Consider the following 25,744-nt stretch of genomic DNA (forward strand, 5'->3'; position numbering starts at 1 on the left):
CAGTCTAGCGGGGCGAGCGGGCCGCCGCAACGTCATCGGCTAGGCTTTCCCTTTGGCGGCCGCCGCCTCCGGCGACTCCGGATACTCCTGCAGGAGTCGGCGGTAAAATTCTTTCGCGCGACCGTCGCGGTTTTTCTCCAGCGCCTGCGCCGTGCGCAGCAGCGCCGCCGGCATCAACGCGGTCTCGCGTTCGAAGAACAGCACGACCCGCAGATAGTCGCGAATCGCGAGCTCGATGTTGCCCTGCGCCTGCCGGATGTCGCCTCGCATCAGCAGGGCGCGACCGGCGTCGAGGCGGTTCTCGGACTTGATCAACGCCGGCAGCTGCTTTTCCACTTCCGCGAACTGGCGCGCAGCGATCAGCGCTTCGCGATACGCCCAGCCGACCTCGGGGTCGTTCGCGAGCGCTGGGTAATCTTTGATCAGCGTGTCATAGACCTTCAGCATTGCCGCGCCGTCGTTTTTCGCGCGGTACGCGCGCACCAGGAGCAACCCCGCCTCGCGGTCCCAGCGCAGAAACCGCAGGTCCGTCATGATCTTCTGCAGGATGGGGATCGCCTCGTCGTAGCGGCCCGCCTGCACCGCCGCCGCGGCGCGATCGAACTCCGCCGGCTTGTCGGTGCCGGCTTCCGTGTATTGATCGCGTGTGAGCGTGAGCTGCTGCCCATCCGGTCGAATCAGCACCACCGTTCCGTCCGAGCGTGCGCGGATGGTGGCGCCCTCAAGCCGTTGACCGGTCCTCAACACCACGTACGGCGCACCGGGCGCGCCGCCCGCCAGAACCGCCGCCACCGCGGCGGCCCACCACCATCGTCTCGTCGTCATCGCTGGGTGCCTCCTGGGGCCGCGGCCGGCGCGCCCGCCGGCGCCGGCGTCGGCTCCACGGTTGCGGCCTTCAACCGCAGCGCCTGCTGCCGCCGCCGGACCTCCGCGGCCGCGGGCAGGTCGCCGAACTTCGCCAGATATCGGTCACAGGCGCTGATCGCGTCGTTGAACCGGCCGAGCTCCTCGTGCACATCCATCACGTGCCGCAGTGCCTCCTCGATCATCGGCCGAATCCGCTCGTTGGTCTCATCCGCCAGCAGAATGATCCGCTCATACGATGCCGCCGCTTGCCGCAGCGGTTCCTCCGCCGCCGCGGCCTTGTTCTCCGCCTTCAATTTCGCGGCGAACTCTCGGTAGACCTTCGCCAGCTCCATGTTCGCCTGGTTCACCACAACCGGGTCGGTCGCCACCTTGAAGATCTCGTTCAGCGTCGCGATCGCCTCCGGATATTTTCCGGTTTCCCGGTAGGCCTTCGACAGCAGCGTCCGTGCCTCATAGAAGAGCCCCGTGCGGGGATAGCGCGTCATCAAGTCTTCCAGCTTCTCGATGGCTTTCTCCTTCTGCCCCGCCTCGTACGCCGCGACGCCCAGCCCGAACAGACTGCGTTCGAGCAGCGCGCGGTCGGTGGCGCCCCCCGCCAGCACCTTTTCGAAGGCCTGAACCGCGGCGGGATACTTCTTGCCGTCGAGGAACCACTGGCCAATGCGCACAAACTGCTCGGGCGTGTACAGCTTCGAGGGCTCGCCGGGTTTCTCGCCGGCCATCATCTTGCCGAACGCGTCCTCCGCGATGTCGTAGCGCTGGATCTCCACCGCAGCGCGAATCAGTGAAAACAGCGCGCTCTTGCCGTCTTCCGAGTTCGGATACTCGCGCCCGAGCCGTTCGAACGTCTTTGCCGCATCGTCCGAGCGGCCCAGCTCCAGTTGAATCGCCCCCACGAGGTTGATCGCTTTCGGCGCCAGCTCCGAGTTCCGATAGTCCTTCACAAACGACTCGAGCGCGGCGACCGCCTCCGCGCGGATCTTCGCCTTCGCTTCCCCTTCCGCGGGCTGCTTGAACCGACAGTACCCGATGTAGAAGCGGGCCTTCTCCACCAGTTCCGCCGCTTTCTTCACCTCTTCGGCGGTCTTGGCGTACGGATTGTTGTCCCGCGCCGAGAGCCACTCGACCACGCGCTGGTAGGACTCCGCCGCCTCCACAAAGCGGTTCAGTCGCATCTGGCAGTCCGCGAGGCTGAAGAGCGCCAGCGCCCGGTTGTGGGAAGGGGGACTCTCCTTCACAAATCGCGTGAACGCCTCGAGCGCCCCCTCGTAGTCCTGCATCTCGTAGCGGTCCCAGCCCAGCGTGCTCAGCGCGCGAAGGAAGAACTGGTCCTGCGGGTAGTTGTCAATGATCTGTTTCAAGAGATCCCGCGAGCCGGCCGTGTCCCCCTTCTTCTTCAGCATGGTCGCGGCCAGGAACAGCACCTGCGGCGCACGCTCGTGCTTCGGATAGGCGCTCGCAAAGGCCTTGTAGACCTCGATGCAGGAGTTCGTGTCGCCCTTGTCGAAATAGTGCTTGCCCAGCGCCAGCAGTGCCAACCCACTGCTCGCGTCCGCCTCGCGGGTTTCGCGGATGTGCGCCAGTGCCGCTTCCAGCTCGAGCCGCCGGCCGGTTTCCGCCCAGGAGATCAGCAGCGGGGTGAACAGGGAGCCCATTTCCGAGGCCTTTGGAAACGCGTTGATCACCTTCAGCGCGACGCCGGCGGCCTCCGCGTACTTCTTCTGCAGAAAATAGTCATCCACGAGCCTCTGCTGCGCGGCGACCGCCTTCTGCATGTGCGCTCCCCAGTCAATCCGGATCTCGCGGTTGAACTTCTGGCGCACCATCGCAACCAGCTTTTCCGTTCGCGCTCCGGCCTCTGGCGCCCACTCGCTGTCGGGGTACTTCGCGAACACGTTCGCGTACTCGCTCACCGCGGCCGCGTACGCGCGCAGCTGTTCATCACCCGACTTCTTCTCTGCCTCCTTTTCGTACAGTTCCCCCAGCAGGAAACGGGCGTACGCCATCGGGCTCTCGCCCAGCGGCAATTTCTCCTGCCGCAGAATCTCGTCCACCCCCTTCATCAGATCCATGTTGTTCCGCAGCAGCTTGATCGCCGCCTCGGGGCGCCCGCGCACAATCTCGATGTTCGCCATCGCCGCGATGGACTGGCAGAATGCGACATCGATCCCCTCCTTGCCCCACTGGATCTCTTCGCAAAGCTTCCAAGCGCGATCCAACAGCTTCTTTTGCTCGTCGCCCTGCTTGGTACGGCCGACCTCGATCAGCAGCTGGCACAGGTCCACCTGAATCCTCCGCGCGATACCCGGTTCAGGTTTCGCCTTCAGGATGTTCTCGAACGCCGCAATCGCGCCTTCTCGGTCGCCCGCGCGCATCAGCATCTGCCCAAACCGATAGGCGGCGTCCATGTAGAAGCGCCGCAGGTCCGGATCGGTCGGCACCGTCTTGTACTGCGCGAAAAATTCCTGGTAGAGCTTGCGCGCGCGGTCGATCTCACGGTGGCGGTACATGTGGTTGGCCAGCGCCAGCCGGGCCGCCTGGGTTTTCGGATTCTCCGGCGGCATCTCGCGCAATAGCTTCTCGGCCTCATCGAACTTTCGGCGGGAACCGAGAATCTCCACCTGCACGACCCGCGCACGCTCCTTCAGCGCGGGATTCTCCAGCACCATCTGGTCGATCATCCGCTCCGCGTAGTCCGCGAAGCCGATCTCCACAAGCTTCGACGCGAAGACGAACTCCTGGTCGACGTCGTCCTGCGCCCGCGCGGCACCCACCACCAGCGCCGCGGCAGCCGCCGCCCGCGCAATCCACGCCCGCCGCAATGTCCAGTCCGACAGCCTCATGCTCGCATCCTCGGGAGTGCGCGCTGACGAGCGCGATCCGCCGGTCGTTCCCGCGCCATCCTACCCCACCGGCCCCGCCGGTCAAGCTGACACTCGCACGCCGCGCGCATCATCAGCCAGAGAGGAGAACAATGTCCGCGAACGCGCTCCCCGAGGGCGCAGCCCGCCGCTCTAGCCTGCCGCCAAGCGTCCTCCACCCCCGCCAACGCCGCAGGCGGCTCTCGCCGACTCACTCGGGCGGCGCCCCCTTCTGTTCCGCCGCTTCCACCACATCGGCGAGCACGCCGATGAACCTCGCAGCGGTGTTCAACGACTCGATCCTCCACAGCTCCATGCCCAGTTCGTCAGCGCGGCGCCGCGCCTCGACATCGAGATCGTAGAGCACTTCCATGTGGTCGCAGACAAAACCGATCGGGACCACCAGCACGCGGCGCACGCCGGCGGCGGCGAGCCGCGCGAGCTCGTCGTGCAGCGAGGGGCTCAACCAGGGTTCCGGTGTCGCGCCGGCGCTCTGAAATGCGAAGCTCCAGCTTCGCAACTGCATGCGCGCGGCGAGCGCGGCGGCGTGCTCGCGCAGATCGGCCTCGTAGGCGTCCGCCGAGCCGCCGGCACGCACCGGCAGGCTGTGTGCGGTGAATAGCACGTGGACGTCCGCCGCGCTCGCGCCGCGCCGCCGCAGCGCCTCGAGCATCCGCTCCGCGAACGCCTCGTCCAAACCCCGCTGGCGCCACCATCGCTCCACCAGCCGAACCTCCGGCGCATCGGGAGTCGCGGCGAGCGCCTCGTTCAGCAGCTGCCGGTACCGTTCGACGCTCACTCGCGCACCGTGCGGCGACATCACGATACCCACCGCTCGCCGTACGCCGTCACTCGCCATCCGCGCGACCGCCTCACGGATTCGGGGCTGCCAGTGCCGCATGCCGACATAGACTCGGCGCGGCCGGCCGCGCCGGGCCAGCTCCTGCTCGAGCGCGACGGCCTGCTCGAGCGTGATCCGCGTCAGCGGCGAGCCGCCGACCTCCGCATAGCGGCGCGTCATCTCCTCAACAAGCTGCGGAGAAGGCACCCGCCCGCCCGCGATGTCCTGGAGGTACTCCCGCATCCGGGAAAGATCGTCCACCGTTCCGTGCGCGAGCAGCAGCACGCCGCGGTCGTTCATACACGAGTCTCCGTTCGGGGCGGCCGGACGGGCGGCTCAAAACCGGTCCGTCACCGCGCCCTCGGAGGCGGAGCGGACGGTCTGCGCGTACTTCGCCAGTACGCCGCGCCGATAGCGGGGCGGCGGCGGGGTCCAGCCGGCGCGCCGCGCCGCGAGCTCCGCGTCCGGCACCTCCAGCGTGATCGTCTCGGCGACCGCGTCCACCGTAATGCGATCCCCGTCGCGCACCAGCGCAATCGGACCCCCGCAGGCCGCCTCCGGCGAGACGTGGCCGACCACGAACCCGTGGCTGCCGCCCGAGAAGCGTCCGTCCGTGATCAGCGCAACGTCGCGACCCAGCCCACGCCCCATGATCGCCGAGGTCGGCGCCAGCATCTCCCGCATGCCGGGGCCGCCGCGCGGTCCCTCGTAGCGGATCACCACCACGTGACCGGCCCGCACCCGGCCTGCCAGTATCGCGGCGAGCGCCTCCTCCTCCGACTCGAACACGATCGCGGTCCCCGAGAAGCGTTCTCCCTCCTGACCGCTGATCTTCGCCACCGCGCCCTCTGGCGCCAGGTTGCCGCGCAGAATCACGATGTGGCCGGTCGGCCGAACTGGATGGTCGAGCGGCCGGATGATCGTCTGCCCTTTCGGATAGGGACGAACGCTCCGCAGGTTCTCCGCGAGGGTGCGCCCTGTCACCGTCAGGCTTCCGCCGTTCAGCAGACCCGCCTCGAGCAGCATTTTCATCAGCGGCAGCACACCACCGATGCGCACCAGGTCGGCCATGTGGTGGCGCCCGCTCGGTTTCAGGTCCGCCAGCACCGGCGTGCGCCGGCCGACGGTACGGAAGTCCTCCAGCGTGAGCTCCACCCCGGCGGCGTCCGCGATCGCCAGCAGATGCAGCACTGCGTTCGTGGAGCCCCCCAGCGCCATCACGATCGTCACCGCGTTCAGAAACGCCTCGCGGGTGAGGATGTCGGAGGGGCGGATCCCGCGCCGGGCCAGCTGCACCACCGCGCGGCCGGCGGCCTCCGCGTCGCGCCGTTTCGCGACCGACACCGCGGTCTGCGCACTGCTGCCGGGCAAGCTTAGACCGAGCACCTCGATCGCGCAGGCCATCGTGTTCGCGGTGTACATGCCGCCACAGGCGCCAGGGCCGGGAATGGCGCTGTCCTCGATCGCACGCAGCTGGCGCGCGCTGATCTCACCCCGCGCGCGCCGGCCGACCGCCTCGAACACGGTGACGATGTCCACCGCCTGCCCACCACAGCGGCCGGGCAGGATCGTGCCGCCATACACAAACACCGCGGGCCGGTTCAGCCGAGCGATCGCGATCATCGCGCCGGGCATGTTCTTGTCACATCCGCCGATCGCCACCAGCCCGTCGAAATGGGCGGCGCCCGCGACCGTCTCGATCGAGTCCGCGATCACCTCGCGCGACACCAACGAGTACTTCATCCCCTCGGTACCCATCGAGATGCCATCCGAAACGGTGATCGTCGCAAACTGCTGCGCCTTGCCGCCGGCCGCCTCCGCGCCGCGCGCGGCCGCGCGCGAGAGACGGTCGAGGTGCACGTTGCAGGGCGTCACCTCGCTCCACGACGACACCACGCCGATCAGCGGCTTGCGAAAGTCCGCCCGGGAAAAGCCCACGGCGCGCAGCATCGCGCGGCTCGGCGCGCGCTCCATCGGTTCGGTGATCACGCGCGACCAGGCGCGGGGGTCAATACGACGGGTGGTCCGTTGCTGGCTCATGGTCGGGTACCCTGCTCGCACATCGCGGGCCTCGCTCAATTTATCCGGTCTGCCCACGTCCGCAACTGCGTACGCCATCGCTTCGAGGTTTGACGCGGAGCGCCGGCGCGCCCTACTCTGCGGCGGTTGTCCGCAGGGGTCACCCGATGAATCTGCCCCGGCATCTCGACCACGAGTACCGCGCGGTGCGGCTGGCGCATCTGCGCGAGCTGGCCGCGCGCGGCCGCGCGCCGTTCGGCCGCGCGTTCCCGCGCGACGGCCGCATTGCGGAAATCCGCGCGGCGTTCGCGGAGGGCCGCACGGTCCGCATCGCGGGGCGGCTGATCGCACGCCGCGACATGGGCAAAACCGTCTTCGGCCACCTGCAGGACTCCACCGGCCGCCTGCAGATCTATCTGCGCCGCGACGACCTCGGCGACGAGGCCTTCGACACCTTCTCGCTGGTGGACCTCGGCGACCACCTCGGCATCGAGGGCGAATGCTTCACCACCCGCACCGGCGAGCCCACCGTCCGCGCGCGCACCTGGACGCTGCTCGCGAAGGCGCTGCAGGTGCCGCCCGAAAAGTGGCACGGGCTGCAGGACATCGAACTGCGCTACCGCAAGCGGTACCTCGACCTGATCGCGCGGCCCGAGGCCGCCCAGCTCTTTCGCCGCCGTGCGGAAATCTTGCGCCGCACCCGCCAGTTCCTCGCCGATCGCGGCTTCGAAGAGGTCGAAACTCCGATGCTGCAGCCGCTGGCCGGCGGCGCGGCGGCGCGCCCCTTCGAGACCTATTTCCAAGCGCTCGGCGTGAAAATGTACCTGCGCATCGCGCCGGAACTGTACCTGAAACGGCTGCTCGTCGGCGGGTTCGACAAGGTCTTCGAGCTGAACCGCAACTTCCGCAACGAGGGGCTCGACCGCTCGCACAACCCTGAGTTCACCATGCTCGAACTCTACGAGGCCTATGGCGACCTCCGCTCGATGCGCACGCTGGTCGAGGAGCTGATCCTCACGCTCGCGCGGGAGGTGGTCGGCTCGCTGCGCGTCGGCCCGCCGGAGCAGCCGGTGGACCTCACCCCTCCCTGGCGCGAGGCGACCTACGCGGAGCTGATCCGCGAGGCCGCCGGCGAGGACTGGGACCAGCTCGATCTCGATGGCGCGCGCGAGCGGGCGCGCGCGCTCGGCCTGACGATCGCGCCGGACTGGGACCGCGCCGCGATCGCGCACGAAATCTACCAAAAGATCGTCGAACGCTCGCTGGTAAACCCGACGTTCGTCACCCGGCTGCCCGCGGAGCTGATCCCGTTGGCCCGGCCCTGCGAAGACGATCCCAGCTGCGCGGACGTGTTCGAGCTGGTGATTGGTGGCCGGGAGATCGCGCCCGCCTACAACGAGCTGAACGATCCGATTGAGCAGCGGCGTCGCCTCGAGGCGCAGGCCGGCGGCGACCCTTCGCGAGTGGACGAGGACTTCCTCGAGGCGCTCGAATACGGCATGCCGCCCGCGGGTGGGATGGGCGTGGGGATGGACCGGCTCGTGATGCTGCTGACTGGTCAGGAGTCCATCCGCGACGTGCTGCTGTTCCCCCATCTGAAGCCGCACGGATGAGCCCGCCTCCGCCGGTGTCGCTGTATCTGGCGCTCCGCTACCTTCGGCCCCGCCGCACGCTCTTTTCGGTGATCACCGTGATCTCCGTGCTGGGTGTGCTGATCGGCGTCGCGGTGCTGCTGATCGTGATCTCGGTGATGACCGGCTTCGACCTGGTCTGGCGCGACCGGATCCTCGGCTTCCAGGCGCACGTGACCGTCAGCGGCAGCGGCCCGATCGAAGCCGACGAGTCGCTGCTGCGTACGATCGAATCGGTGCCCGGCGTGCTCGGCGCAGCACCGTACGTGCAGGGGCTGGTGTTTCTGTCGCATCGCGGGCTGGTGAAAGAAGCGCTGCTGCGGGGCGTGGACCCGCGGTTGGAAGCGCGCGCAAGCCGGGTACCGGAATCGGTCGTCGAAGGTCGCTTCGAACTCGACGGCGGCGGCATCGTGCTCGGGCGCGCGCTTGCGCGTCAGCTCGGCGTGCGCGCCGGCGACACCGTGACCGTTCTCTCCCCCGCCAGCCTCGCGCGGTCGGGGTCGCTGCGGCTGCCGGACGACCTGGTGGTGGCCGGGATCTTCGACGTCGGCATGTACGATCTGGATCTCGGCTACGCGTTCGTCGCGCTGCCGGTCGCACGGGATCTGTTCGGACTGGACCGCGGCGTGCACGCGATCCAGATCCGCACCGCGAATCCCGACCGCGCGCCCGAGGTCGTCGCCGCGCTCGCGCCGAGGCTGCCGCCCGGCGTCGAGGCGCGCTCCTGGATGGAGATCAACCGACAGCTTTTCGCGGTGCTGCAGACAGAGAAGAACATGATGTTTTTCCTGCTGATCTTCATCACCATCGTCGCGGCGTTCGGCATCATGAACACGCTGATCACGGTGACGGTGCAGAAGACCCGCGAGATCGGGCTGCTGAAGGCACTGGGCATGCCCCGTGCGGGCATCATGGGCATCTTTCTGTGGCAGGGTGCGCTGGCGGGAGCGGTGGGGACGGTCGCCGGCATCGCCGCGGGCCTCACGGCGCTGCACTGGCGCAACGACTTGCTGCGCTTTCTGAACCGCCGGCTCGGCGTGTCGCTGCTGCCGCCGGAGTTCTACCAGCTGGCCGAAATCCCCTCGCGAACGCTGCCGTCCGACGTCGCGCTGATCGCACTCTCGGTGCTTGGAATCTGCCTGCTGGCCGGACTGCTCCCCGCCTGGCGCGCCGCGCAACTCGATCCCGCGCGCGCGCTGCGCTATGAGTGAGCCCGCCGCCCGCACCGACGCGCCCCGGATCGAGGCGCGCGGTATCCATCGACGATTTGCGATCGGGCCGTGCACAATCGAGGTGCTGCGCGGGGTGGACCTGGCGGTGCGCCCAGGCGAGCGGCTGGCGATCGTCGGTGCGAGCGGATCGGGTAAGACTACGCTACTGCACATCTTGGCCGGGCTCGACCGCCCGAGCGCGGGCAGCGCGCACCTGGACGGTCTCGACCTCTATGCGTTGCCGGAGCGCGCGCGCGCCGCACTGCGGCACCGACGGATCGGCCTGGTGTTCCAGGCCTACCACCTGCTGCCGGAGCTCAGCGTGTTCGACAACGTGCTGCTGCCGGCGCGCATCGGCCGGCCCTCGCCGTCGCGCTTTGCCGCCGCGCGGCAGCGGGCGCGAGAGCTGCTGGACAAAGTCGGGCTGGGTGACCGCGCCGAGCATCGCCCCAACGAGCTCTCCGGCGGGGAGCAGCAGCGCGTCGCACTCGCCCGCGCGTTGATGAACGATCCGGACGTCGTGTTCGCGGATGAGCCCACCGGCAACCTCGACTCACACACCGGCGACGCGGTGCTCCGGTGTCTGTTCGAGCTGTCCGCGGGGCCGCGGCGCACCGTCGTGCTGGTCACGCACAACCCCGACATCGCCGCGCGCTGCGACCGAGCAGTACTGCTGCGGGACGGCCGCATCGAGGGCAGCACCGACGGCTGAATGGCCAACTCGCCCGCGCGCCGCCGCCGACCTCGCCGGCTGTTCGCTCGCCTCGCGCTTCCGCCGCGGCGCATCAGGCGCGCCGACCGCGCTCAATGCGCGGGCCAGGCGTCCCGGAAGAACGCGCACAGCGCAGCAGGTTCGCTCAGGTTCAGATTCAAACGGCGTTCGAGCGTGTCCAGTTGCCGCAACCGCTCCCGGATGCCTTGCACGCCGGCACGGCGCGCCTCCTCCGCGAGCGCGGCCGCATGTGCGGCCGGGCGCCCGCTTCCGGCGGCCGCTCCCATCGCGAGCGCCAGTGCGTCTCGCTCCCACCGTTGCCACTCGGCCAGGAACAACGCGCGCAGCTCGATCCAGGCGGCCCGCCCTCGCGCCTCCGCGACCGCCGCCTCCGGTGTTTCTCCTTCTTTTTCCTCCCGGGCGTCGGCCTCGGCCTGCGCACCGGCCTCTGCCCAGAGCGCTACCATCGCCGCCGCCGTTGCGAGGCGGCGCGCAAGCGAGTCGTCCGCGGCGGTCGCCGCCAGCAAGTCGAGAAAACGGGTCCGCCACGGCTCCGGCGGGGCGGCCTCAACCGCGAGCGCAATGCGCTGGCAGCGCGAAAGCACGGTTGCCGGAATCTGGTGCGGTGCCTCGGAGACCAACAGCAGCAGGGTCTCGGGCGGAGGCTCTTCGAGCGTCTTCAGCAGCGCGTTCGCCGCGGGGAGCGTTAGCCGGTCCGCGGCCAGCACAACGCCCGCCTTCCATCCCCCCTCCACCGGCGACCTCCACAGCGGTTCGATCAGGCCGTAGCGCACGCCGGGATCGCTCTCACGGCTCATTGGATCGCCAATGGTGATCCGCCGGCTGCGGCTTTCCGGTTCCAGCCAGTGCACGTCGGGATGCATCCGGCGCTCCACCCGACGACAGCCCCGACACTGGCCGCAGGCGGCACCCGCCTCGCCGCAGAACACCAGCTGCAGCATCCGCACCGCCGCCCGCAGGCCCTCGCGACGGGGCGCCCCGACGATCAGATACGCATGGGCCAGCTTGCCGGCCCGCGCCGCCGCGCACAGCGCCGTCCACCCCGGAATCGCCTCATCAGCCGAAAAGGGCACGCTCGACCTCGCGCCAGACCGCCATCTCGACCTGTTCGGTGGAACCTGCGGCGGGGATCAACCGGCAGCGCTCGGGCTCCCGGCGCGCCAGCTCGAGATAGCCGGCCCGCACCTTCTCCTGAAACTTCGCGCCCTCCCGCTCCATACGGTCCGGCGCCCCGCCCGTCTCACGGTCCCGCTCCGCGCGCCGGCGCCGTCCCTCCTCCGGCTCCAAATCCAAAATCAACGTCAGGTCCGGCCAAACCCGGCCCACTGCGAAGCGGTGCACCGCAGCCACCGCCTCCAGATCCAGGCCCCGCGCCAGTCCCTGATAGACGGTCGTCGAATCCGCGAATCGGTCCGCAACCACCCACAACCCCGCCTCCAGCGCCGGCGAAATCACCCGGCGGACCAGCTGCGCACGGCTCGCGGAAAACAACAGCAGCTCGGCCTCCGCACAGATGGGCTCCCGGAACTCCTCGTGCTGCAGGATGCGACGGATCGCCTCACCCGCCTCTGTGCCCCCCGGTTCGCGCACTGCCACCACCGATACCCCCCGGCGCTCCAGGTGCGCAACCAGCCGCCGCGCCTGCGTGGTTTTGCCGGCGCCGTCCGGCCCTTCAATCGAGATGAAACGGCCCCGTGACATCATCATCGGCGCCGCAGTTTCGGTCCCTGCGGCGTGTCCTGCACCAGCCAGCCCCGCGCGGCCAGCTCCGCCCGCAAGCGGTCCGCCTCCGCCCAGTTGCGCGCCTTCCGCGCCGCCTCCCGCCGGCAGAGGAGCTCCTGCACCACCGCGTCGTCGGCCGCGCTCTCTCCCTCCGGCCGCAAAACCGCCAGCACCCGATCCCAGTCCGCCAGCAGGGCCAGCAGCGCCGCGGCGCCCGCAGGCTCAAGCGCTCCCGCGTCCATCGCGCGATGCCCGTCCCTCACTAGGTCAAACAGCACGCCCAGCGCACCGGAAATGTTGAGGTCGTCGGCCAGCGCCGCCCGAAAGGCATCGGGCGCGCCGGCCGCCCACGCTGGCAATGCCCCCGCCACCGCCCCTCCGGCGCACTCCTGCAGCCGCTCACGGAACTCGTCGAGCCGCCGCAGCGCCGCGCGTGCCGCGCCGAGCGAGTCAAACGTGAAGTTCAAGCTCTGCCGGTACTGCGTGCCCAGCAGCACATACCGCACCTCCCGCCCGGTCCAGCCGCGCTCGAGCAGATCTCGCAGCGTGAAAAAATTGTTCAGCGACTTCGACATTTTCCGCCCCTCCACGATCAGATGCGCGCAGTGCAGCCAGAACCGCGCCAACGGCCGACCGGTCGCCGCCTCGCTCTGCGCGATCTCGTCCTCGTGGTGCGGAAAAATGTTGTCCTGCCCGCCGGTGTGAATGTCGAAGCTCTCTCCCAAATAGCGCATGCTCATCGCGGAGCACTCGATGTGCCAGCCCGGCCGTCCCCGACCCCACGGAGAGTCCCAGGCGACATCGCCGTCTGACTCGTCCCACGCCTTCCACAGCGCGAAATCACCGACGTGCTCTTTCTCGTATTCGTCCTGCGCGACCCGCGCGCCCGGTTTCAGCCCCGACAGGTCTAGCCGCGCCAGCCGCCCATAGGCGGGGAAGCGCTCGATGCGGAAGTACACCGACCCGTCCTCGGACCTGTACGCAAAGCCGCCGGCGATGAGCCGTTCGATCAGCCGGATCATGTCCGGAACATGGTCGGTCGCCGCCGGATAGTGTTCCGCCCGCTCAATGCGCAGCGCGTCGAGGTCTTCAAAAAACGCCGCGATGTACCGGGCGGTATACTCGCGCAGCGGCAGACCCGCCGCGCGAGACTTGCGGATCGTCTTGTCGTCCACGTCGGTCAGGTTCATCACCTGCCGGACGCCCCAGCCGTGGAACTTCAGGACGCGGCGCAGCAGGTCCTCGAACACATACGCACGGAAGTTGCCGATGTGCGCGTAGTCGTGGACGGTCGGGCCGCAGGTGTACATGCGCACCGTCGTGCCCTCGAGGGGTTCGAACGGCTCGATCGTGCGCGTCAGCGTGTTGAAGAAACGGGGTTGCATGTGCCTGTGCGCGTTGTCGCGCCCGCCTCATCGTACCGCGCCGGTGTGCGCCGGCGCAATCAGCGGCCGTTCAGCGGTGCACGAGCCAGGCGGCCACCGCCGTCCACGCCGCCACGGTGGCCAGCAGCGGGCGGTCCGCCCACAGCGCCCGCTCCGGTCGGCCGGTCGCGTCGCCCCGCTGCATCAGCCACAGATACCGGAACACTCCGGCAACGACGAACGGCAGCGTCCAAATCAGCCGGTGGTCGCCAAACTTGCGCACGGTCTGCTCCGAGAGCGTGTACAGCGAGTAGCTGACGATCGTCGTCGCGGCCGCGACTCCGACCCACTGATCCAGCACCGGCAGCGGGCAGCCCGCCAGCGAGGCCCGATGCTCGCGCGCGCCCTCCTCCAAACTCGCAGCCTCGTGCCGCCGCTTGGCCAGCGCCAGAAACAGCGCCAGATGAAACGCACACACTAGCATCCACGGCGATACCTCCACCGCCAGCACCCAGGCGCCCGCAAATGCACGCAGCACAAAGCCCGCCGAGAGCGAGAGCACATCCAGCACCGGCCAACGGCGAAAGAGCGCGTTGTACCCCGCCTGCAGCGCCCAATATCCCAGAACGCTGATCAGCAGCCGCGCCCCCACGCCCGCCGCGATCCCGAGCGCGCCCGAAGCGGTCATCAGCCCCGCGACCACCGCCTCGCCCACCGTGATCTCCCCCGCCGCCAGCGGCCGGCGCGACTTCACCGGATGGCGCCGGTCCGCCTCCCGGTCCAGCAGGTCATTGACGACGTAGGCGGCGCTGGAGGCCAGGCAAAACGCCGCAAACGCCGCCAGGCTGATCAGAACGGATGAGGGGTCTTTCAGCCGCTGCGCGAAGATCGCTCCCGCAAACACCGCGGCATTTTTGGTCCATTGTTCCGGCCGAAGAAGTCGGATTGTGCTCCGCAGCCGGTTCATCGCGCGCCAGCTTATCCGCGTCAGGGTTGGCCAGGTCAAGCGGGATCCGCGCGGCAGTCGGCGAACGAGGAGCCCCGGCCGGGTGGAAGCGTCCCCTCGAAAGGCATCGCGCCGGCGAGGCGCCCGCTCATGACAACGCAAACCGAGAGCGCTGTTCCACCGTCGGCAGCGGACCCGCCGCACAGGCGGCCGTTCTGGCTGTGAACGGCTTGTCGCCGCGCCGGCCGCGGGTCAAGCTTGCAGGACATGAACCGGATCGTGGTGGCGCTGGCGCAGATCAACCCCACCGTCGGCGCGTTGATTCCGAACGCGGACAAGGTCGTGCGCTTCGCGGAGGAGGCTGCCCGGCAGGGCGCGGTGCTCGCGGTGTTTCCGGAAATGTGCATCGCCGGATATCCGCCCGAAGACCTTGTGCAGAAACCACACTTCATCGAAGACTGCGGCGTGGAGATCGCACGCCTCGCGGCCCGGCTGCCGCGGGAGATCGTCGTGATCGTTGGTGCGCCGCAGCGGGGCGACGATCCTGCCGAAGGCCGCCCCTACAACGCCGCGTTCGTGTTTCACGGCGGATTCGTCCGGGGCATCGCGCGCAAGTCCGCACTGGCCGCCTACGGCGTCTATGACGAACGGCGCCTGTTTTCCGCTGGCCGTCGTCCCACGGTGCTGCGGATCGGCCGCTCGGCCATCGGCATTCACATCTGCCAGGACTCCTGGAACACCGCCGCGCCGCCCTGCCAGACGATGCGCGGCGGCCGGCTCGACCTGCTCGTGAATCTCTCGGCCTCTCCCTTCCACCGCGGGCGCAGCCGCCAACGTGTCGCGATCCTACGGGCCGCCGCATCGGCGGTGGATGCGCCGGTAATGATGGCCAATCTGGTCGGCGGACAGGACGAGCTGGTCTTCGACGGTGCGAGCTTCGCGGTGGAGCCGACCGGTCGCGTGCTCGCGCAGGCCCGGCCATTCGCGGAGGACCTGCTGCTGCTCGAAGTCCCCGCCCGCTACCGCGCCGAAGACGTGGTGTTTGCGGAGTGCGATCTCGTCGACATCGCCGCGGCGCCGACGGGCGAGGTGAGTCAACGGCCGCCACCCCGGCTCGAACGGTGGCCGGAGGGACCGGAGGAGGTGTACCGCGCGCTGTCGCTGGGCCTGCGCGACTACATGGACAAGAACGGGTTTCAGCGCTGTGTCGTCGCGCTGAGTGGCGGCATTGACTCGGCGCTGGTCGCGACGATCGCGGCCGATGCGCTCGGGCCGGAGCGGGTCGTCGGTGTGACGATGCCCTCCCGCCATACCTCGGCCGAGACACGCACGGATGCCGAGCGCGTCGCGCGCAACCTTGGCATCGAGTTCCGCGAGGTGGACATCGACGGACTTTTCGGCGCCTTTCTGGAGCAGCTATCGGCGCAGTGGAGCGGTCGCCGGCCCGACGTCACGGAGGAGAACCTGCAAGCGCGAATTCGCGCAGTGGTGCTGATGGCGCTGTCGAACAAGTTCGGCTGGCTCGCACTTTCGTGCGGCAACAAGAGCGAGCTGGCGACCGGCTACTGTACCTTGTACGGCGATATGTCCGGGGGCTACACGTTGCTGAAGGATGTGACGAAGACCCTCGTGTACGAGCTGGCGCGTTGGCGCAACGGTCGGGGCGGCCCACCGCCGATTCCGGATACGGTGCTGACGCGCCCGCCCACCGCCGAGCTGCGGCCGGGCCAGCGGGACGAGGACACACTGCCTCCCTACTCGATACTGGACCCCATTCTCGAGCTCTATGTCGAGCAGGACCTGTCGTTCGACCGTATCGTTGCCCGCGGATTTCCACCTGAGACCGTCCGGCGTGTGATCCGGATGGTGGACGCCGCCGAGTACAAGCGGCGTCAGGGTGCCCCCGGTGTGAAGATCACGCCCAAGGCGTTCGGTCGGGACCGATGCATGCCCATCACCAATCTCTATCGCGAACGCACCTAGCGCACCCGTCCAGAGGTGTCCGCCGACTCCGCGTTGCGGTCGCGGCCCTTCTGACGCACGCGCTCGCCGGCGCGGAGCCGCCGCCGGCCACCTATCGCAACCCGCTGCCCGGCCTCGAGGGGCTGGCGGATCCGTTTGTGCTGCGTCATCACGACCGCTATCTGCTGTATGCGACCGGCGACGCCCGCTCGTATCCAGTGTTCGAGTCGACGGACCTGGTGCGCTGGCGGCGCCTCGGCGACTGCTGGAGCGACCCGCGCGGAGGACTGTGGGCGCCAGAGGTGCTCGCGGCGCCAGACGGCCGCTTTTACCTCTACTACACCGTGAACGCGCATAGTGGCGCGACTGGGCTGCGCAAGACGATCGGGGTCGCAACCGCCGACCGTCCGGAAGGCCCGTTCCGCGAGCCCATGGACCTCGTCGCGCGCGCGATCGATGCTCACCCCTTTCTCGATCAGGACGGCCGGCTGTACCTGTACTACGCCGACCTCGCGCAGGGCTTTCGGATCATGGTCCGACCGATGGCCGACCCGCGCCGTCCTGCGGGAGAGGCGGTGGAACTGCTGCGCCCGACCGAACCGTGGGAAACCGCCTACGGCCGCGTCACGGAAGGTCCGTTCGTGATCCGACGCGGCCCGACCTATTATCTCATGTACTCCGGCAGCGGCGCCGACAGCCCCCACTACGCGATCGGCTACGCCACGGCGGACTCACCGTTGGGGCCATTTCGGAAACATCCCCGCAACCCGATTGCGCGGTCGGGGAACGGTGTGCTGGGCCCCGGCCATCACTGCGTGGTCCGGGGGCCCGACGAGGGTTGGTGGATGTTCTATCACCAGAAGTTCGACGACGGCATCAACTTCCGTCGCTTCCTTGCGCTGGACCCCCTGGTCTTCGAGGCGGACGGCGCGCTGCGCGTAGAAGTCAGCCGCAACCGCGACCGGCCCGCGCCGACGTCCAAGGGTCGCCCCTCCTCCGTCACCGCCGGCCACCCGCCGGCCGCACCTTCTCGGCCGGATGCGAAAGCGGCCCCCTCCCCCGCGCCATCGGGTCAGCACTGAGCCACGGCGTTGAGTGGGCGAAGCGCCGGCTGTTCGGTTCAAAAACCACGACACCCCGACCGCGGGCCGGGGTGTCGTGCCTCACCGCTCCCGATTGATTACGGCTCCAGCACTCGGTTGGTCAGCGCGGTGCCATCCAGCGTCGCGCGCGTGAAGATATTCGTGAAGGCAACGAGCTTGAGGTCGTCCTTGATCAATTTCTGCGCGCTGGCGCCCTTCGCGACGATCACGAGTCCCTTCGTCGCGAACGGTTGAATGTCTTCCAGCTTCTGTGGCAGCCCATTCGGCCGCGGGGTGATGTTCTCGCCGATCGTCGTCAGGCTGAGGTTCTTCGTCCACAGCACGGGTGCGGTTTCCGGATAGCTTTCGGTGACATCCGCGACCATGCGCCAGGCGTGATTGGTGCCGGTGAACGTGTCCGCGCCGGTTGCGGGCGGCACGCCCGGACCGGTGAAGAACGCCCAGTTCACCGCCATCACCTCGCCCGTCACCAGATAGCGGAAGAAGTCCGCGACGTTTTTGAAGGCGTTGTTGGTGACGACGGTCGTCGGACTGTACTTCGGGAAGCCAACGATGCGCGCGGTGTACACCGATTCACCGCCCACTTGCACCACCGACTCAATGATACGCTTGCCGTTGTTCATCAGCCCGGTCAGCCTCGCCTGCAGGATCGCGTTGCTGATCTGCGGCACCAGCAGTCCCATCAGAATGCCGATGATCGTGATCACAACCAGCATTTCGACGAGGGTGAAGCCCCGGCGAATCCAGCTCCGCAGCCTCTTCATGGTGTCCATCCTTTCCATCTCGTTCGACCCGCGCACGACCACCCCGCCGCGAACCCGGGGGGCTCCGCACCAGATACGATGCCATCGGTATGTGGCCGGGTCAAGAGCCGAACGGCTCGCCGTCATCGCGCCAGCGAGTACACGATGTAGGCGAGGATCGCGACGACGATCAGCATCACAATCGCGCGGTTCCGCTGCAGGCGACGTTCGACGCTGGGCGGCGGCCCGCGCAGGAAACTGCTGCCGAAGTAGTGCGCAAAGCGTTCGCGGTCGGGAGGCGGCGCGATGGCGCGGCCAGGGCGGCCGACGGACGCGCCCGGCGGCGGAGCGGCCTCCGTCACAGTGCTGTGCTGCGGTGATGGGGAGGGGGGCGGTGGGTCGGAGGCGCGCGGCGCGCTCCGCGGCCGAACGGTCTGCAGGTCGGGCGGCAGAGTGACCGGCCGGCCACGTTCCGCCGCCGCGATCGCGCGCCGCACTTCACGCAGCCGCCGCTCCAGCTCGGCGGCCCGCTCCTCGAGATCTCGGCGCTGCTGGAAGTCCGGCGGCGACATCGGCCGCTCAGAACATCAGCCCGCGCGCGATCAACACCGCGACGAGAATCACCGCGGTAATGATCGCCGGCAAGCTCACCATCAGCCCGATCACAAACCATTCGCGCAGCGTACGGTCGGGACGCGCCGCGGGAGCCGTCACGATGGGTTCCGCCCGTAACAGCGGCGCCGAACCGCCGGCGCCCCCCTCCGCCGACACCGACCCGAGCGCCGCTTCGATCTTCGCCATTGTCTTGTTGTACTCCATCCGGAGATCGTCCACGCGGGCGAGCGCCTCTTTCAACTTCTCCCGGATCGTCTCTTCGGTCCACTCCTCCTCGCGGATCGCTTGGATCTCGTCAAGCATCGCGCGAAAGCGCTGCCGCGCCGCCTGCAACAGCTCCGCGGTCTGCACCGCCTGCAGCTCGCGGCGCTCAATCGTCACGACGCTTTGCGTGAGACGGTCCAGCAGTTCCTGGCGGCCGCGCAGAAACGACTCCTGGGTGGCCCGGGCCTCTTCAATTTCCCGCTTCTCCCGCTCGAGGTCCGCGGCGATGCGGCGCAGCCGCTCCAGCTCCTGCGTGCGCTGCGCGTCCTGCTCATCCAGCGCCTGCTTGTGACGGACCATCAACGGCAAGTTGAGGTCCGAAACGCTCCGGCCGGCGTCCGGGCCGGCCACCCCTTCCGGCGGCGGCGGCTCATCGGCCGGACCCACCTTCACGCGGGGCAGCTCCTCGCGACGGGCGTACAGATCGCCATCGAAGAAATCACGGCCGGGCATGGGAGGTCTCCTTCAGCGCGGAATGACGAGCACCTGGCCGGGCCGGACGCTGCCCGGCCCGGAGAGCTGTGACTTGTTCGCATCGTAGATGCGGCGCCACTGGTTCGCATCGCCGTAGACTTTCGCCGCAATCGCCGCCAGCGTGTCGCCACTCTGCACGGTGTAGGTGCGGACCTCGGGGACCGCCGGAGCGGGAGCCGGCGGCGGCAGGCCGGCTGCACCCGGGCGGGGGGCGGTGGGGGCGGCCGGCGCGTTGGTCGCGCGCGCTGGCGCGAGCGGAGCGGCGGCGACCGTGGGCGCGGCGGAGGTCGCCAGCCGGCGCTGCAGCGCGACGATCTCCTCCTTCAGCACCGCGTTTTCCCGTTTCAGCTCGGCGATGATCTTCGCCGCTTCGGCGGGGCGGTCCGCGAGCGAGGCGGCCAGCGACCAGCGCGCCCGCATCAGCAACTCACCGACGGTGCGGCGGGTCTTTTCGTCACGCGACAACTGTACGTACCGCTCGTAGTGGTAGATCGCCCGAGCGTAGTTCTCCTTGGCGTCGCTGTCGAAGAGCCGCCCGAGGTGCAGGTGGGGGCGGGCCATGCGGGGATACCGATCGAGCACCCTCTCGTAGGCGGCGATTGCGCCGTCGAGATCGCCCGCACGCTCGAGCGCCTGTGCGCGGCGCATCAGCGGGTGCTGTTCCTCCCGGCTCTCCGCGGCGCCCTCATAGCCGGCGCCGCAGCCCGCCAGCAGCAGCGCGCCGAGCGCCGCGCCCAGCGCCGCGCCCGCACCGCCGAGGAGTCCGCAGCCGCTCCACCGCATGGTGCCCTTCCTAACACCCGGTGCTGCGCACCGTCAAGGCGGCCGGCTCACCGGCAGCGCCGCGGTTTGACAGCGGCGAGGTGATTCCGATTGTGTAGTGCGGCGCCGGTCGGCGCGGAGTGTGCGGCGATGCTGGCAACCATACGGTCCGGGGCCGTGGTGGGGGTGGACGCGGTACCCGTGGAAATCGAGGTGAACGCGGGGGGCGGGGATCCGAAGACGATCCTCGTCGGCCTGCCAGACACCGCGGTGCGAGAGAGCATCGACCGCGTGTGGACGGCGCTGGCCAACTCGGGGTTTCCGCCTCCCCGTGGTCGCACCACGATCAACCTGGCGCCCGCGGACCTGCGCAAGGAAGGACCGATCTACGATCTGCCGATCGCGCTGGGCACGCTGGTGGCCACCGGCGCGCTGGATGGCAGCCGGCTGGAGGGGCTGGCCGCCGTCGGCGAGCTGGCGCTCAGCGGCGAAGTGCGGCGCGTGCGCGGCGTGCTGCCGATCGCGGTCGGCGCCCGCCGCGCGGGGCTGCGGGGCATCCTTGTACCGCCGGAGAACGGCGAGGAGGCCGCGGTGGTGGAGGGGCTAGAGGTCTATCCGGTGGACACGCTGCGGGATGCGGCGGACTTTCTGGCGGGCGCTTTGCAGATCCCGCCGCTCCGACTCGATGCGGCCCAACGGTTCGCCGAGAGCTGGCAGGCCGCGGAGGACTTCGCCGACGTGAAGGGCCAGGAGTTCGCCAAGCGCGCGATCGAGGTCGCGGTCGCCGGCGGTCACAACCTGCTGGCGATCGGGCCACCGGGAACCGGCAAGACGATGCTCGCGCGGCGGGTACCCTCGATCCTGCCGCCAATGACGCTCGAAGAAGCGCTCGAGGTGACGAAGATCCACAGCATCGCCGGTACGCTGGCCTCGCACCAGCCGCTGGTGACAACCCGGCCGTTCCGCGCCCCGCACCACACCATCTCCGACGCGGGCCTGCTCGGCGGCGGCACCCATCCGATGCCCGGCGAGGTGAGCCTCGCGCATCACGGCGTGCTATTCCTCGACGAACTTCCGGAGTTTCACCGCAACGTGCTCGAGGTGCTGCGCCAACCACTCGAGGACGGGTTCGTGACGATTTCGCGCGCCGCCGCCGCGGTGACGTTCCCCTGCCGGTTCATGCTCGTCGCCGCGATGAACCCCTGCCCGTGCGGATACTTCGGCGACGTGCAGCGCGAATGTCGCTGCACCCCGCTGCAGATCCAGCGCTACCGCAACCGGATCTCCGGCCCGCTGCTGGACCGCATTGACCTGCACATCGAGGTGCCGTCGGTGCGCTACGCGGAGCTCGCCAGCCTCGACCGCGGCGAACCCTCCGCCGCGATCCGCGAGCGCGTGGTCGCCGCGCGCCGGCGCCAGCAGGAACGGTTCCGCGATATCCCCGGCGTCCACTGCAACGCCGCGATGCGAGCCGCGGAAGTGCAGCGGTACGCGCGGCCGGACGCGGCCGGCGGCGAGCTGCTGCGCGCGGCGGTGACGGACCTGCACCTGAGCGCGCGCGCCTACGACCGCATCCTGAAAGTCGCGCGAACGATCGCGGATCTCGACGGCTCCGACGAGGTGCGCGCGGCGCACGTGTCCGAGGCGATTCAGTACCGGACGCTGGACCGGCAGGTGTGGGCGTGAACCGACCGGCCGCCGCCGCGCTGCTGGCCGTCGCTGGCGTCGCCGCGGCGGGCGAGTCGTACGTGCCGCTCGAGGCGCTCGCGCGCAGCTGGAGCATGACGGTCACGCGCTCGTCGAAGACGCTCGTCGAGCTGCGCGGCGAGCGGACCACCCTTCAGTTCCAGCCGCTCACCCGCCAGCTCCGCGTGAACGGCACGCTCGTGTGGTTGAACGATACCGTCCGCGAGGACCGCGGCCGCTGGGCGCTCAACATCGCCGACCGCGTCGGCACGGTTGAGCCGATCCTGTGGCCGAGCCGCCATCTGGCGGGCCGCTCCGCCACACTCGTGCTGCTGGATCCGGGCCACGGGGGCGACGACCCGGGCGCGTCCGGTCCGGACGGCCTGCTGGAAAAGTTTCTCACGCTCGACCTCGCGCGTCGTGTACGGGTGCACCTCGCAAACGCGGGCATTCGCTCGATGCTCACGCGCGACGCGGACCGCACGCTCGGGCTCGACGAGCGCGCCGCACTGATCCGGCGGCACCGCGCGCAGGTGTTCGTGAGCCTCCACTTCAACACCGCCGCGTCGCGCGAGATCTGCGGCGTCGAGACCTTTGTGCTGACGCCGCGCGGCTACCAGTCCACCGCCGGCGGTGAGAGCGCGGCCTGGCGGCAGAGCGCATTTCCGGGGAACCGTCACGACAGCGCGAACGTGGTGCTCGCCTATCAGATTCAACGCTCGCTGCGGCAGTGGCTGGGGCCCGCGCACGACCGCGGACTCCGGCGCGCACGTTTTCAGGTGCTGCGCGAGGCGACCTGCCCCGCGGTGCTGGTCGAGTGCGGCTTCCTCAGCCACCCCGCGACCGCCCGGCGGCTGCGCTCGGCGGAATATCTGGATGCGCTCGCGCAACGCGTCGCGCTCGGCGTCCAGGACTACGTGCGGCTCGTGCGCGCGGCCGCGCCGGCGCGCTGAGGCGCCCCCCCGCTTGACGCGATCGGAGCGCGGGCGCTAAAGTTAGAGTCGTCTAACTTTTCCATGTGCCCGGACCTGCACGACATCACCGCGAGCCAGGAGGACTATCTGGAGGCGATCCTCGAGCTCGGCGGCGCGTCGGCGCCGGTGCGCACCGGCCAGATCGCGGAGCGTCTCGGTGTGCGGCGCGCGACCGTTTCGGCGACGCTCCGGCTGCTGGCCGCGCGCGGGCTGGTAGAGCACCGCGCCTACGGGCGCACCTGGCTGACGGCGCGCGGCCGCGCGCGCGCGGTCGCGGTGCGCCGACGGCACCGATCGTTGCGCGAGTTCTTCGCCGAGGTGCTCGGCCTGCCGCTGGCCCACGCCGACGCGGCCGCCTGCGCGATGGAGCACGCGGCCCCGCGCGCACTGGCCCCCCGGCTGCGCGCGCTGACGCGGTGGCTGCGCGGCCTGCCGGACCGCTGGCGCTGGACCGCCCCGACCGGCAGCGGAGCCCGCCGCCCATGAACACTCCCCGCGCCACCGCGATCGCGCTGGCCAGCTGCGCCACGGGCACCGACGCGGTGATGGTCGCCGCCGACACGTCCCCCCCAGTGCGCGGCCGCCTCGCCGCGATGGGGCTGGTGCCAGGCGTGCGGCTGCACGTGCTCCGAAAGGACCGTGCCGGACCCGTCGTCGTCGCGGTGCACGGTACACGGCTGGCTGTCGGTCGAAGCGTTGCGGAGCGCATTCACGTGCGGCCATGCGGCCGATGAACGGGCGCGTCGTTCGAATCGCGCTGGCCGGCAACCCGAACGTCGGCAAGACCACGCTCTTCAACCGGCTGACCGGCTCGCGCCACCGCGTCGCAAACTATCCCGGCACCACCGTGGAAACCCGAGAGGGACGCCTCCGCGCCGCTCCCGCGGACGTGGTGGTGGTGGATCTGCCGGGCACCTACGCGCTGGGCGGCTACACAGACGAGGAGCGGGTGGCGCGCGCCGCACTGACGGAACCGCCGCCGGACCTGGTGGTGCAGGTCGTCGACGCGTCCAACCTCGAACGCAATCTCTATCTGACGATGCAACTGTTCGAGGCGGGCCTGCCGGTGGTGCTGGCGCTGAACATGAGCGACGCGGCCGCCGCGCAGGGGATCGAGGTAGACCGCGCCGCGCTCGAAGCGGCACTCGGCATCCCTGTGGTGCCGACGGTGGCGCACGAGGGGCGGGGGGTCCCGGAGCTGGCCGCGACGATCTGCCGAGTGCTCCGCCAGCCGTCTCCCCCCCGCGGCCGTTCTCCCGTATACGACGAGGCGATCGAACGCGCAGTGGAAAACCTGGCCGCCACAGTGGTCCGTCCCCGACGGCCCGCAGAACCACCCCAGGTGGTCCGGTGGCGTGCGCTGCTACTGCTGGAACACGAGGGGACGACGGGGGAGCCGGCCCTGCATGATCCCGAGGTGGCGGCGGCGGTGGAGCGGGCCCGCCGGCAGGTCACCGCGGCCAGCGGTGCCACCGTCGCGGAACGGTTGGCGGCGGCCCGCTACGCGAACATCGCGCAGGTTTGTGCGCTCGCGGTGCGTCGCCAGCAGGAGCCGAACGTCACGCGTTCGGACCGACTCGATCGGGTATTGGCGCATCCGGTCTGGGGCGCACCGGTGTTCCTCGCGGTGATGTACGCGATGTTCACGCTGGTGTTCCGGCTCGGCGATCCACCGATGCGGTGGCTCGAAGCGCGGTTTGAGCAGGCCGGTGCCGCGATCCGCGCCCTCTGGCCCGACGGGCGTGCGCTCTGGGTGGAGTCGCTGCTGGTGGATGGTGTGCTCGCGGGCGTCGGCGGCGTGCTCGCCTTCGTGCCGAACATCCTGCTGCTGTTCGGTGCGATCGCGCTCCTGGAGGACAGTGGCTACCTCGCGCGCGCCGCGCTGCTGAGCGACCGGCTGATGCGCCGGATCGGGCTGCATGGGCGCAGCTTCATTCCGCTGCTGATCGGCTTCGGCTGCACCGTGCCCGCGATCCTGGCCACCCGCACGCTCGAGACGCGCCGCGACCGGCTGACGACGATGCTGATCCTGCCGCTGATCTCCTGTGGCGCCCGGCTGCCGATCTACTCGCTGCTGATTCCCGCCTTTTTCCCCCCGCGCGCACGCGCCCCCATGCTGTTTGGACTCTACCTCACTGGTATTGCGCTGGCGGTGTTGGCTGCGATGGTGCTGCGGCGCACCGTCTTCCGTGGAGATCCGGAGCCGCTGCTGCTGGAGCTGCCGCCGTACCGGCGCCCCTCGGCGCGCGCAGTGCTCGCGCACATGCTGGACCGCGGCTGGATGTACGTGCGCAAGGCCGGCACGCTGATTCTCGCCATCTCGATGGTCCTTTGGGCGCTCACCCGTTTCCCCCGCCCGCCCGCCGGAGCGCTCGAAGGTCGTTCCAGCGCGGAAGCTCGCGCGGCCGCGCTCGCCCACTCCGCCGCTGGCCGCGTCGGGCGAGCGATCGAACCGCTGCTGCGCCCGATGGGGTTCGACTGGCGCATCGGCACCGCGATGATCGGCGCGTTTGCGGCAAAGGAAGTGTTCGTCGCGCAGCTGGGCATCGTGTTCGCGGTCGGCGAGGACGACCCTGCTCCGCTGCGGGAACGGCTGCAGGCCGCATATCCGCCCCGCACCGGCTTGTGCATGATGCTGTTCATGCTGATCGGCACCCCCTGCATGGCCACCGTCGCGGTGACCCGCCGCGAGAGCGGTTCTTGGCGATGGGCGATGCTGCAGTTCGGCGGCCTCACCGCGCTGGCCTGGCTCGTCACTACCGCCGTCAACCAGATTCTCCGGCTGCTGGGCGGTTGAATTTGCCGCCGACGTTGCCCGCCCGAGCGCATTCCACTAGCGTTGCCGCCGTGAGGCTTCGCGCGTAGTGTAGAAGCATCAGCACAAAAGGCCGCCCGTGACGCGGAAAAGGGAAACTCGAAGTCTGCGTGCGTATCGCCGCGCGGATCTCGGCATCCCCAGCAGCACT

The 25,744-nt window shown here is 69.5% G+C and carries 22 protein-coding genes; 10 read left to right on the forward strand and 12 right to left on the reverse strand.

All coding sequences use genetic code 11. The annotated features are described in order from the left end of the window. Nucleotides 1–39: 39 nt before the first annotated feature. The 4 genes from N2652_01925 to ilvD all read right to left on the reverse strand — a co-directional run bounded on the left by N2652_01925 (nt 40) and on the right by ilvD (nt 6,609). Nucleotides 40–825, reverse strand: coding sequence for a tetratricopeptide repeat protein (locus N2652_01925; GenBank protein ID MCX7817961.1), 786 nt, complete (start codon nt 823–825; stop codon nt 40–42). Then, complete coding sequence (locus N2652_01930; GenBank protein MCX7817962.1) at nt 822–3,710, reverse strand: tetratricopeptide repeat protein; 2,889 nt, start codon at nt 3,708–3,710, stop codon at nt 822–824. The genes N2652_01925 and N2652_01930 overlap by 4 nt, the downstream gene beginning before the upstream one ends. 229 nt (nt 3,711–3,939) lie before the next feature. After that, nucleotides 3,940–4,869 carry a ferrochelatase gene (gene hemH, locus N2652_01935; GenBank protein ID MCX7817963.1) on the reverse strand — a complete coding sequence of 310 codons (930 nt, stop codon included), beginning with the start codon at nt 4,867–4,869 and terminating at the stop codon, nt 3,940–3,942. A 36-nt stretch (nt 4,870–4,905) separates the two neighbouring features. Further along, the gene (gene ilvD / locus N2652_01940) at nt 4,906–6,609 is read right to left on the reverse strand and encodes a dihydroxy-acid dehydratase (GenBank protein MCX7817964.1); all 1,704 of its coding nucleotides are present in this window, start codon (nt 6,607–6,609) and stop codon (nt 4,906–4,908) included. Nucleotides 6,610–6,755: 146 nt separating this feature from the next. Between ilvD and lysS the strand changes: the two genes are divergently transcribed. The 3 genes from lysS to N2652_01955 are packed head-to-tail and all read left to right on the forward strand — an operon-like array spanning nt 6,756 to nt 10,142. Continuing rightward, complete coding sequence (lysS, locus tag N2652_01945) at nt 6,756–8,201, forward strand: lysine--tRNA ligase (GenBank protein ID MCX7817965.1); 1,446 nt, start codon at nt 6,756–6,758, stop codon at nt 8,199–8,201. Continuing rightward, nucleotides 8,198–9,430: an ABC transporter permease gene (locus N2652_01950; GenBank protein MCX7817966.1), complete on the forward strand. Its 1,233-nt coding sequence runs from the start codon at nt 8,198–8,200 to the stop codon at nt 9,428–9,430. Before lysS ends, N2652_01950 begins: the two co-directional genes overlap by 4 nt. Next, a complete protein-coding gene (locus tag N2652_01955; GenBank protein MCX7817967.1) occupies nt 9,423–10,142 on the forward strand; it encodes an ABC transporter ATP-binding protein in 720 nt (239 codons plus the stop codon). The genes N2652_01950 and N2652_01955 overlap by 8 nt, the downstream gene beginning before the upstream one ends. A gap of 92 nt (nt 10,143–10,234) precedes the next feature. Here the strand turns inward: N2652_01955 and N2652_01960 are convergent, their stop codons facing one another. The 4 genes from N2652_01960 to N2652_01975 all read right to left on the reverse strand — a co-directional run bounded on the left by N2652_01960 (nt 10,235) and on the right by N2652_01975 (nt 14,216). Beyond that, nucleotides 10,235–11,236, reverse strand: coding sequence for a hypothetical protein (locus N2652_01960; GenBank protein ID MCX7817968.1), 1,002 nt, complete (start codon nt 11,234–11,236; stop codon nt 10,235–10,237). Continuing rightward, on the reverse strand, nt 11,220–11,870 hold the full coding sequence (gene tmk, locus N2652_01965; GenBank protein ID MCX7817969.1) for a dTMP kinase: 651 nt from the start codon (nt 11,868–11,870) through the stop codon (nt 11,220–11,222). The genes N2652_01960 and tmk overlap by 17 nt, the downstream gene beginning before the upstream one ends. Beyond that, nucleotides 11,867–13,270 carry a cysteine--tRNA ligase gene (gene cysS, locus N2652_01970; protein ID MCX7817970.1) on the reverse strand — a complete coding sequence of 468 codons (1,404 nt, stop codon included), beginning with the start codon at nt 13,268–13,270 and terminating at the stop codon, nt 11,867–11,869. Before cysS ends, tmk begins: the two co-directional genes overlap by 4 nt. 70 nt (nt 13,271–13,340) lie before the next feature. Further along, a complete protein-coding gene (locus tag N2652_01975) occupies nt 13,341–14,216 on the reverse strand; it encodes a decaprenyl-phosphate phosphoribosyltransferase (protein ID MCX7817971.1) in 876 nt (291 codons plus the stop codon). Between the two features lie 246 nt (nt 14,217–14,462). On the opposite strand from N2652_01975, the gene N2652_01980 reads away from it, so the two are divergent. Continuing rightward, complete coding sequence (locus N2652_01980; protein ID MCX7817972.1) at nt 14,463–16,178, forward strand: NAD+ synthase; 1,716 nt, start codon at nt 14,463–14,465, stop codon at nt 16,176–16,178. Continuing rightward, a complete protein-coding gene (locus N2652_01985; GenBank protein ID MCX7817973.1) occupies nt 16,139–17,239 on the forward strand; it encodes a glycoside hydrolase family 43 protein in 1,101 nt (366 codons plus the stop codon). Before N2652_01980 ends, N2652_01985 begins: the two co-directional genes overlap by 40 nt. A 98-nt stretch (nt 17,240–17,337) precedes the next feature. On the opposite strand, the gene N2652_01990 is transcribed toward N2652_01985, so the two are convergent. The 4 genes from N2652_01990 to N2652_02005 form a co-directional block, all read right to left on the reverse strand. Next, nucleotides 17,338–18,024 carry a type II secretion system GspH family protein gene (locus N2652_01990; GenBank protein MCX7817974.1) on the reverse strand — a complete coding sequence of 229 codons (687 nt, stop codon included), beginning with the start codon at nt 18,022–18,024 and terminating at the stop codon, nt 17,338–17,340. Nucleotides 18,025–18,146: 122 nt separating this feature from the next. Beyond that, nucleotides 18,147–18,575 (reverse strand): hypothetical protein, encoded by a 429-nt coding sequence (locus N2652_01995; GenBank protein MCX7817975.1) that lies wholly within the window; start codon nt 18,573–18,575, stop codon nt 18,147–18,149. A 7-nt stretch (nt 18,576–18,582) separates the two neighbouring features. Then, the gene (locus tag N2652_02000) at nt 18,583–19,335 is read right to left on the reverse strand and encodes a hypothetical protein (GenBank protein MCX7817976.1); all 753 of its coding nucleotides are present in this window, start codon (nt 19,333–19,335) and stop codon (nt 18,583–18,585) included. A 12-nt stretch (nt 19,336–19,347) separates the two neighbouring features. Next, nucleotides 19,348–20,139 (reverse strand): LysM peptidoglycan-binding domain-containing protein, encoded by a 792-nt coding sequence (locus N2652_02005; protein MCX7817977.1) that lies wholly within the window; start codon nt 20,137–20,139, stop codon nt 19,348–19,350. 129 nt (nt 20,140–20,268) lie between these two features. Here N2652_02005 and N2652_02010 point away from each other — a divergent pair, with 129 nt between their 5' ends. The 5 genes from N2652_02010 (at nt 20,269) to feoB (ending at nt 25,575) form a co-directional block, all read left to right on the forward strand. Continuing rightward, complete coding sequence (locus tag N2652_02010) at nt 20,269–21,804, forward strand: YifB family Mg chelatase-like AAA ATPase (GenBank protein MCX7817978.1); 1,536 nt, start codon at nt 20,269–20,271, stop codon at nt 21,802–21,804. After that, nucleotides 21,801–22,757 carry an N-acetylmuramoyl-L-alanine amidase gene (locus tag N2652_02015; protein MCX7817979.1) on the forward strand — a complete coding sequence of 319 codons (957 nt, stop codon included), beginning with the start codon at nt 21,801–21,803 and terminating at the stop codon, nt 22,755–22,757. The genes N2652_02010 and N2652_02015 overlap by 4 nt, the downstream gene beginning before the upstream one ends. A 63-nt stretch (nt 22,758–22,820) precedes the next feature. Then, nucleotides 22,821–23,264 (forward strand): MarR family transcriptional regulator, encoded by a 444-nt coding sequence (locus N2652_02020; protein ID MCX7817980.1) that lies wholly within the window; start codon nt 22,821–22,823, stop codon nt 23,262–23,264. Further along, nucleotides 23,261–23,512: a ferrous iron transport protein A gene (locus N2652_02025; GenBank protein ID MCX7817981.1), complete on the forward strand. Its 252-nt coding sequence runs from the start codon at nt 23,261–23,263 to the stop codon at nt 23,510–23,512. The genes N2652_02020 and N2652_02025 overlap by 4 nt, the downstream gene beginning before the upstream one ends. Further along, nucleotides 23,509–25,575, forward strand: coding sequence for a ferrous iron transport protein B (gene feoB / locus N2652_02030; GenBank protein MCX7817982.1), 2,067 nt, complete (start codon nt 23,509–23,511; stop codon nt 25,573–25,575). The genes N2652_02025 and feoB overlap by 4 nt, the downstream gene beginning before the upstream one ends. Nucleotides 25,576–25,744 lie beyond the last annotated feature (169 nt).

It is taken from the genome of Kiritimatiellia bacterium, assembly GCA_026417735.1.
GTDB lineage: Bacteria > Verrucomicrobiota > Kiritimatiellia > PWTM01 > PWTM01 > CAACVY01.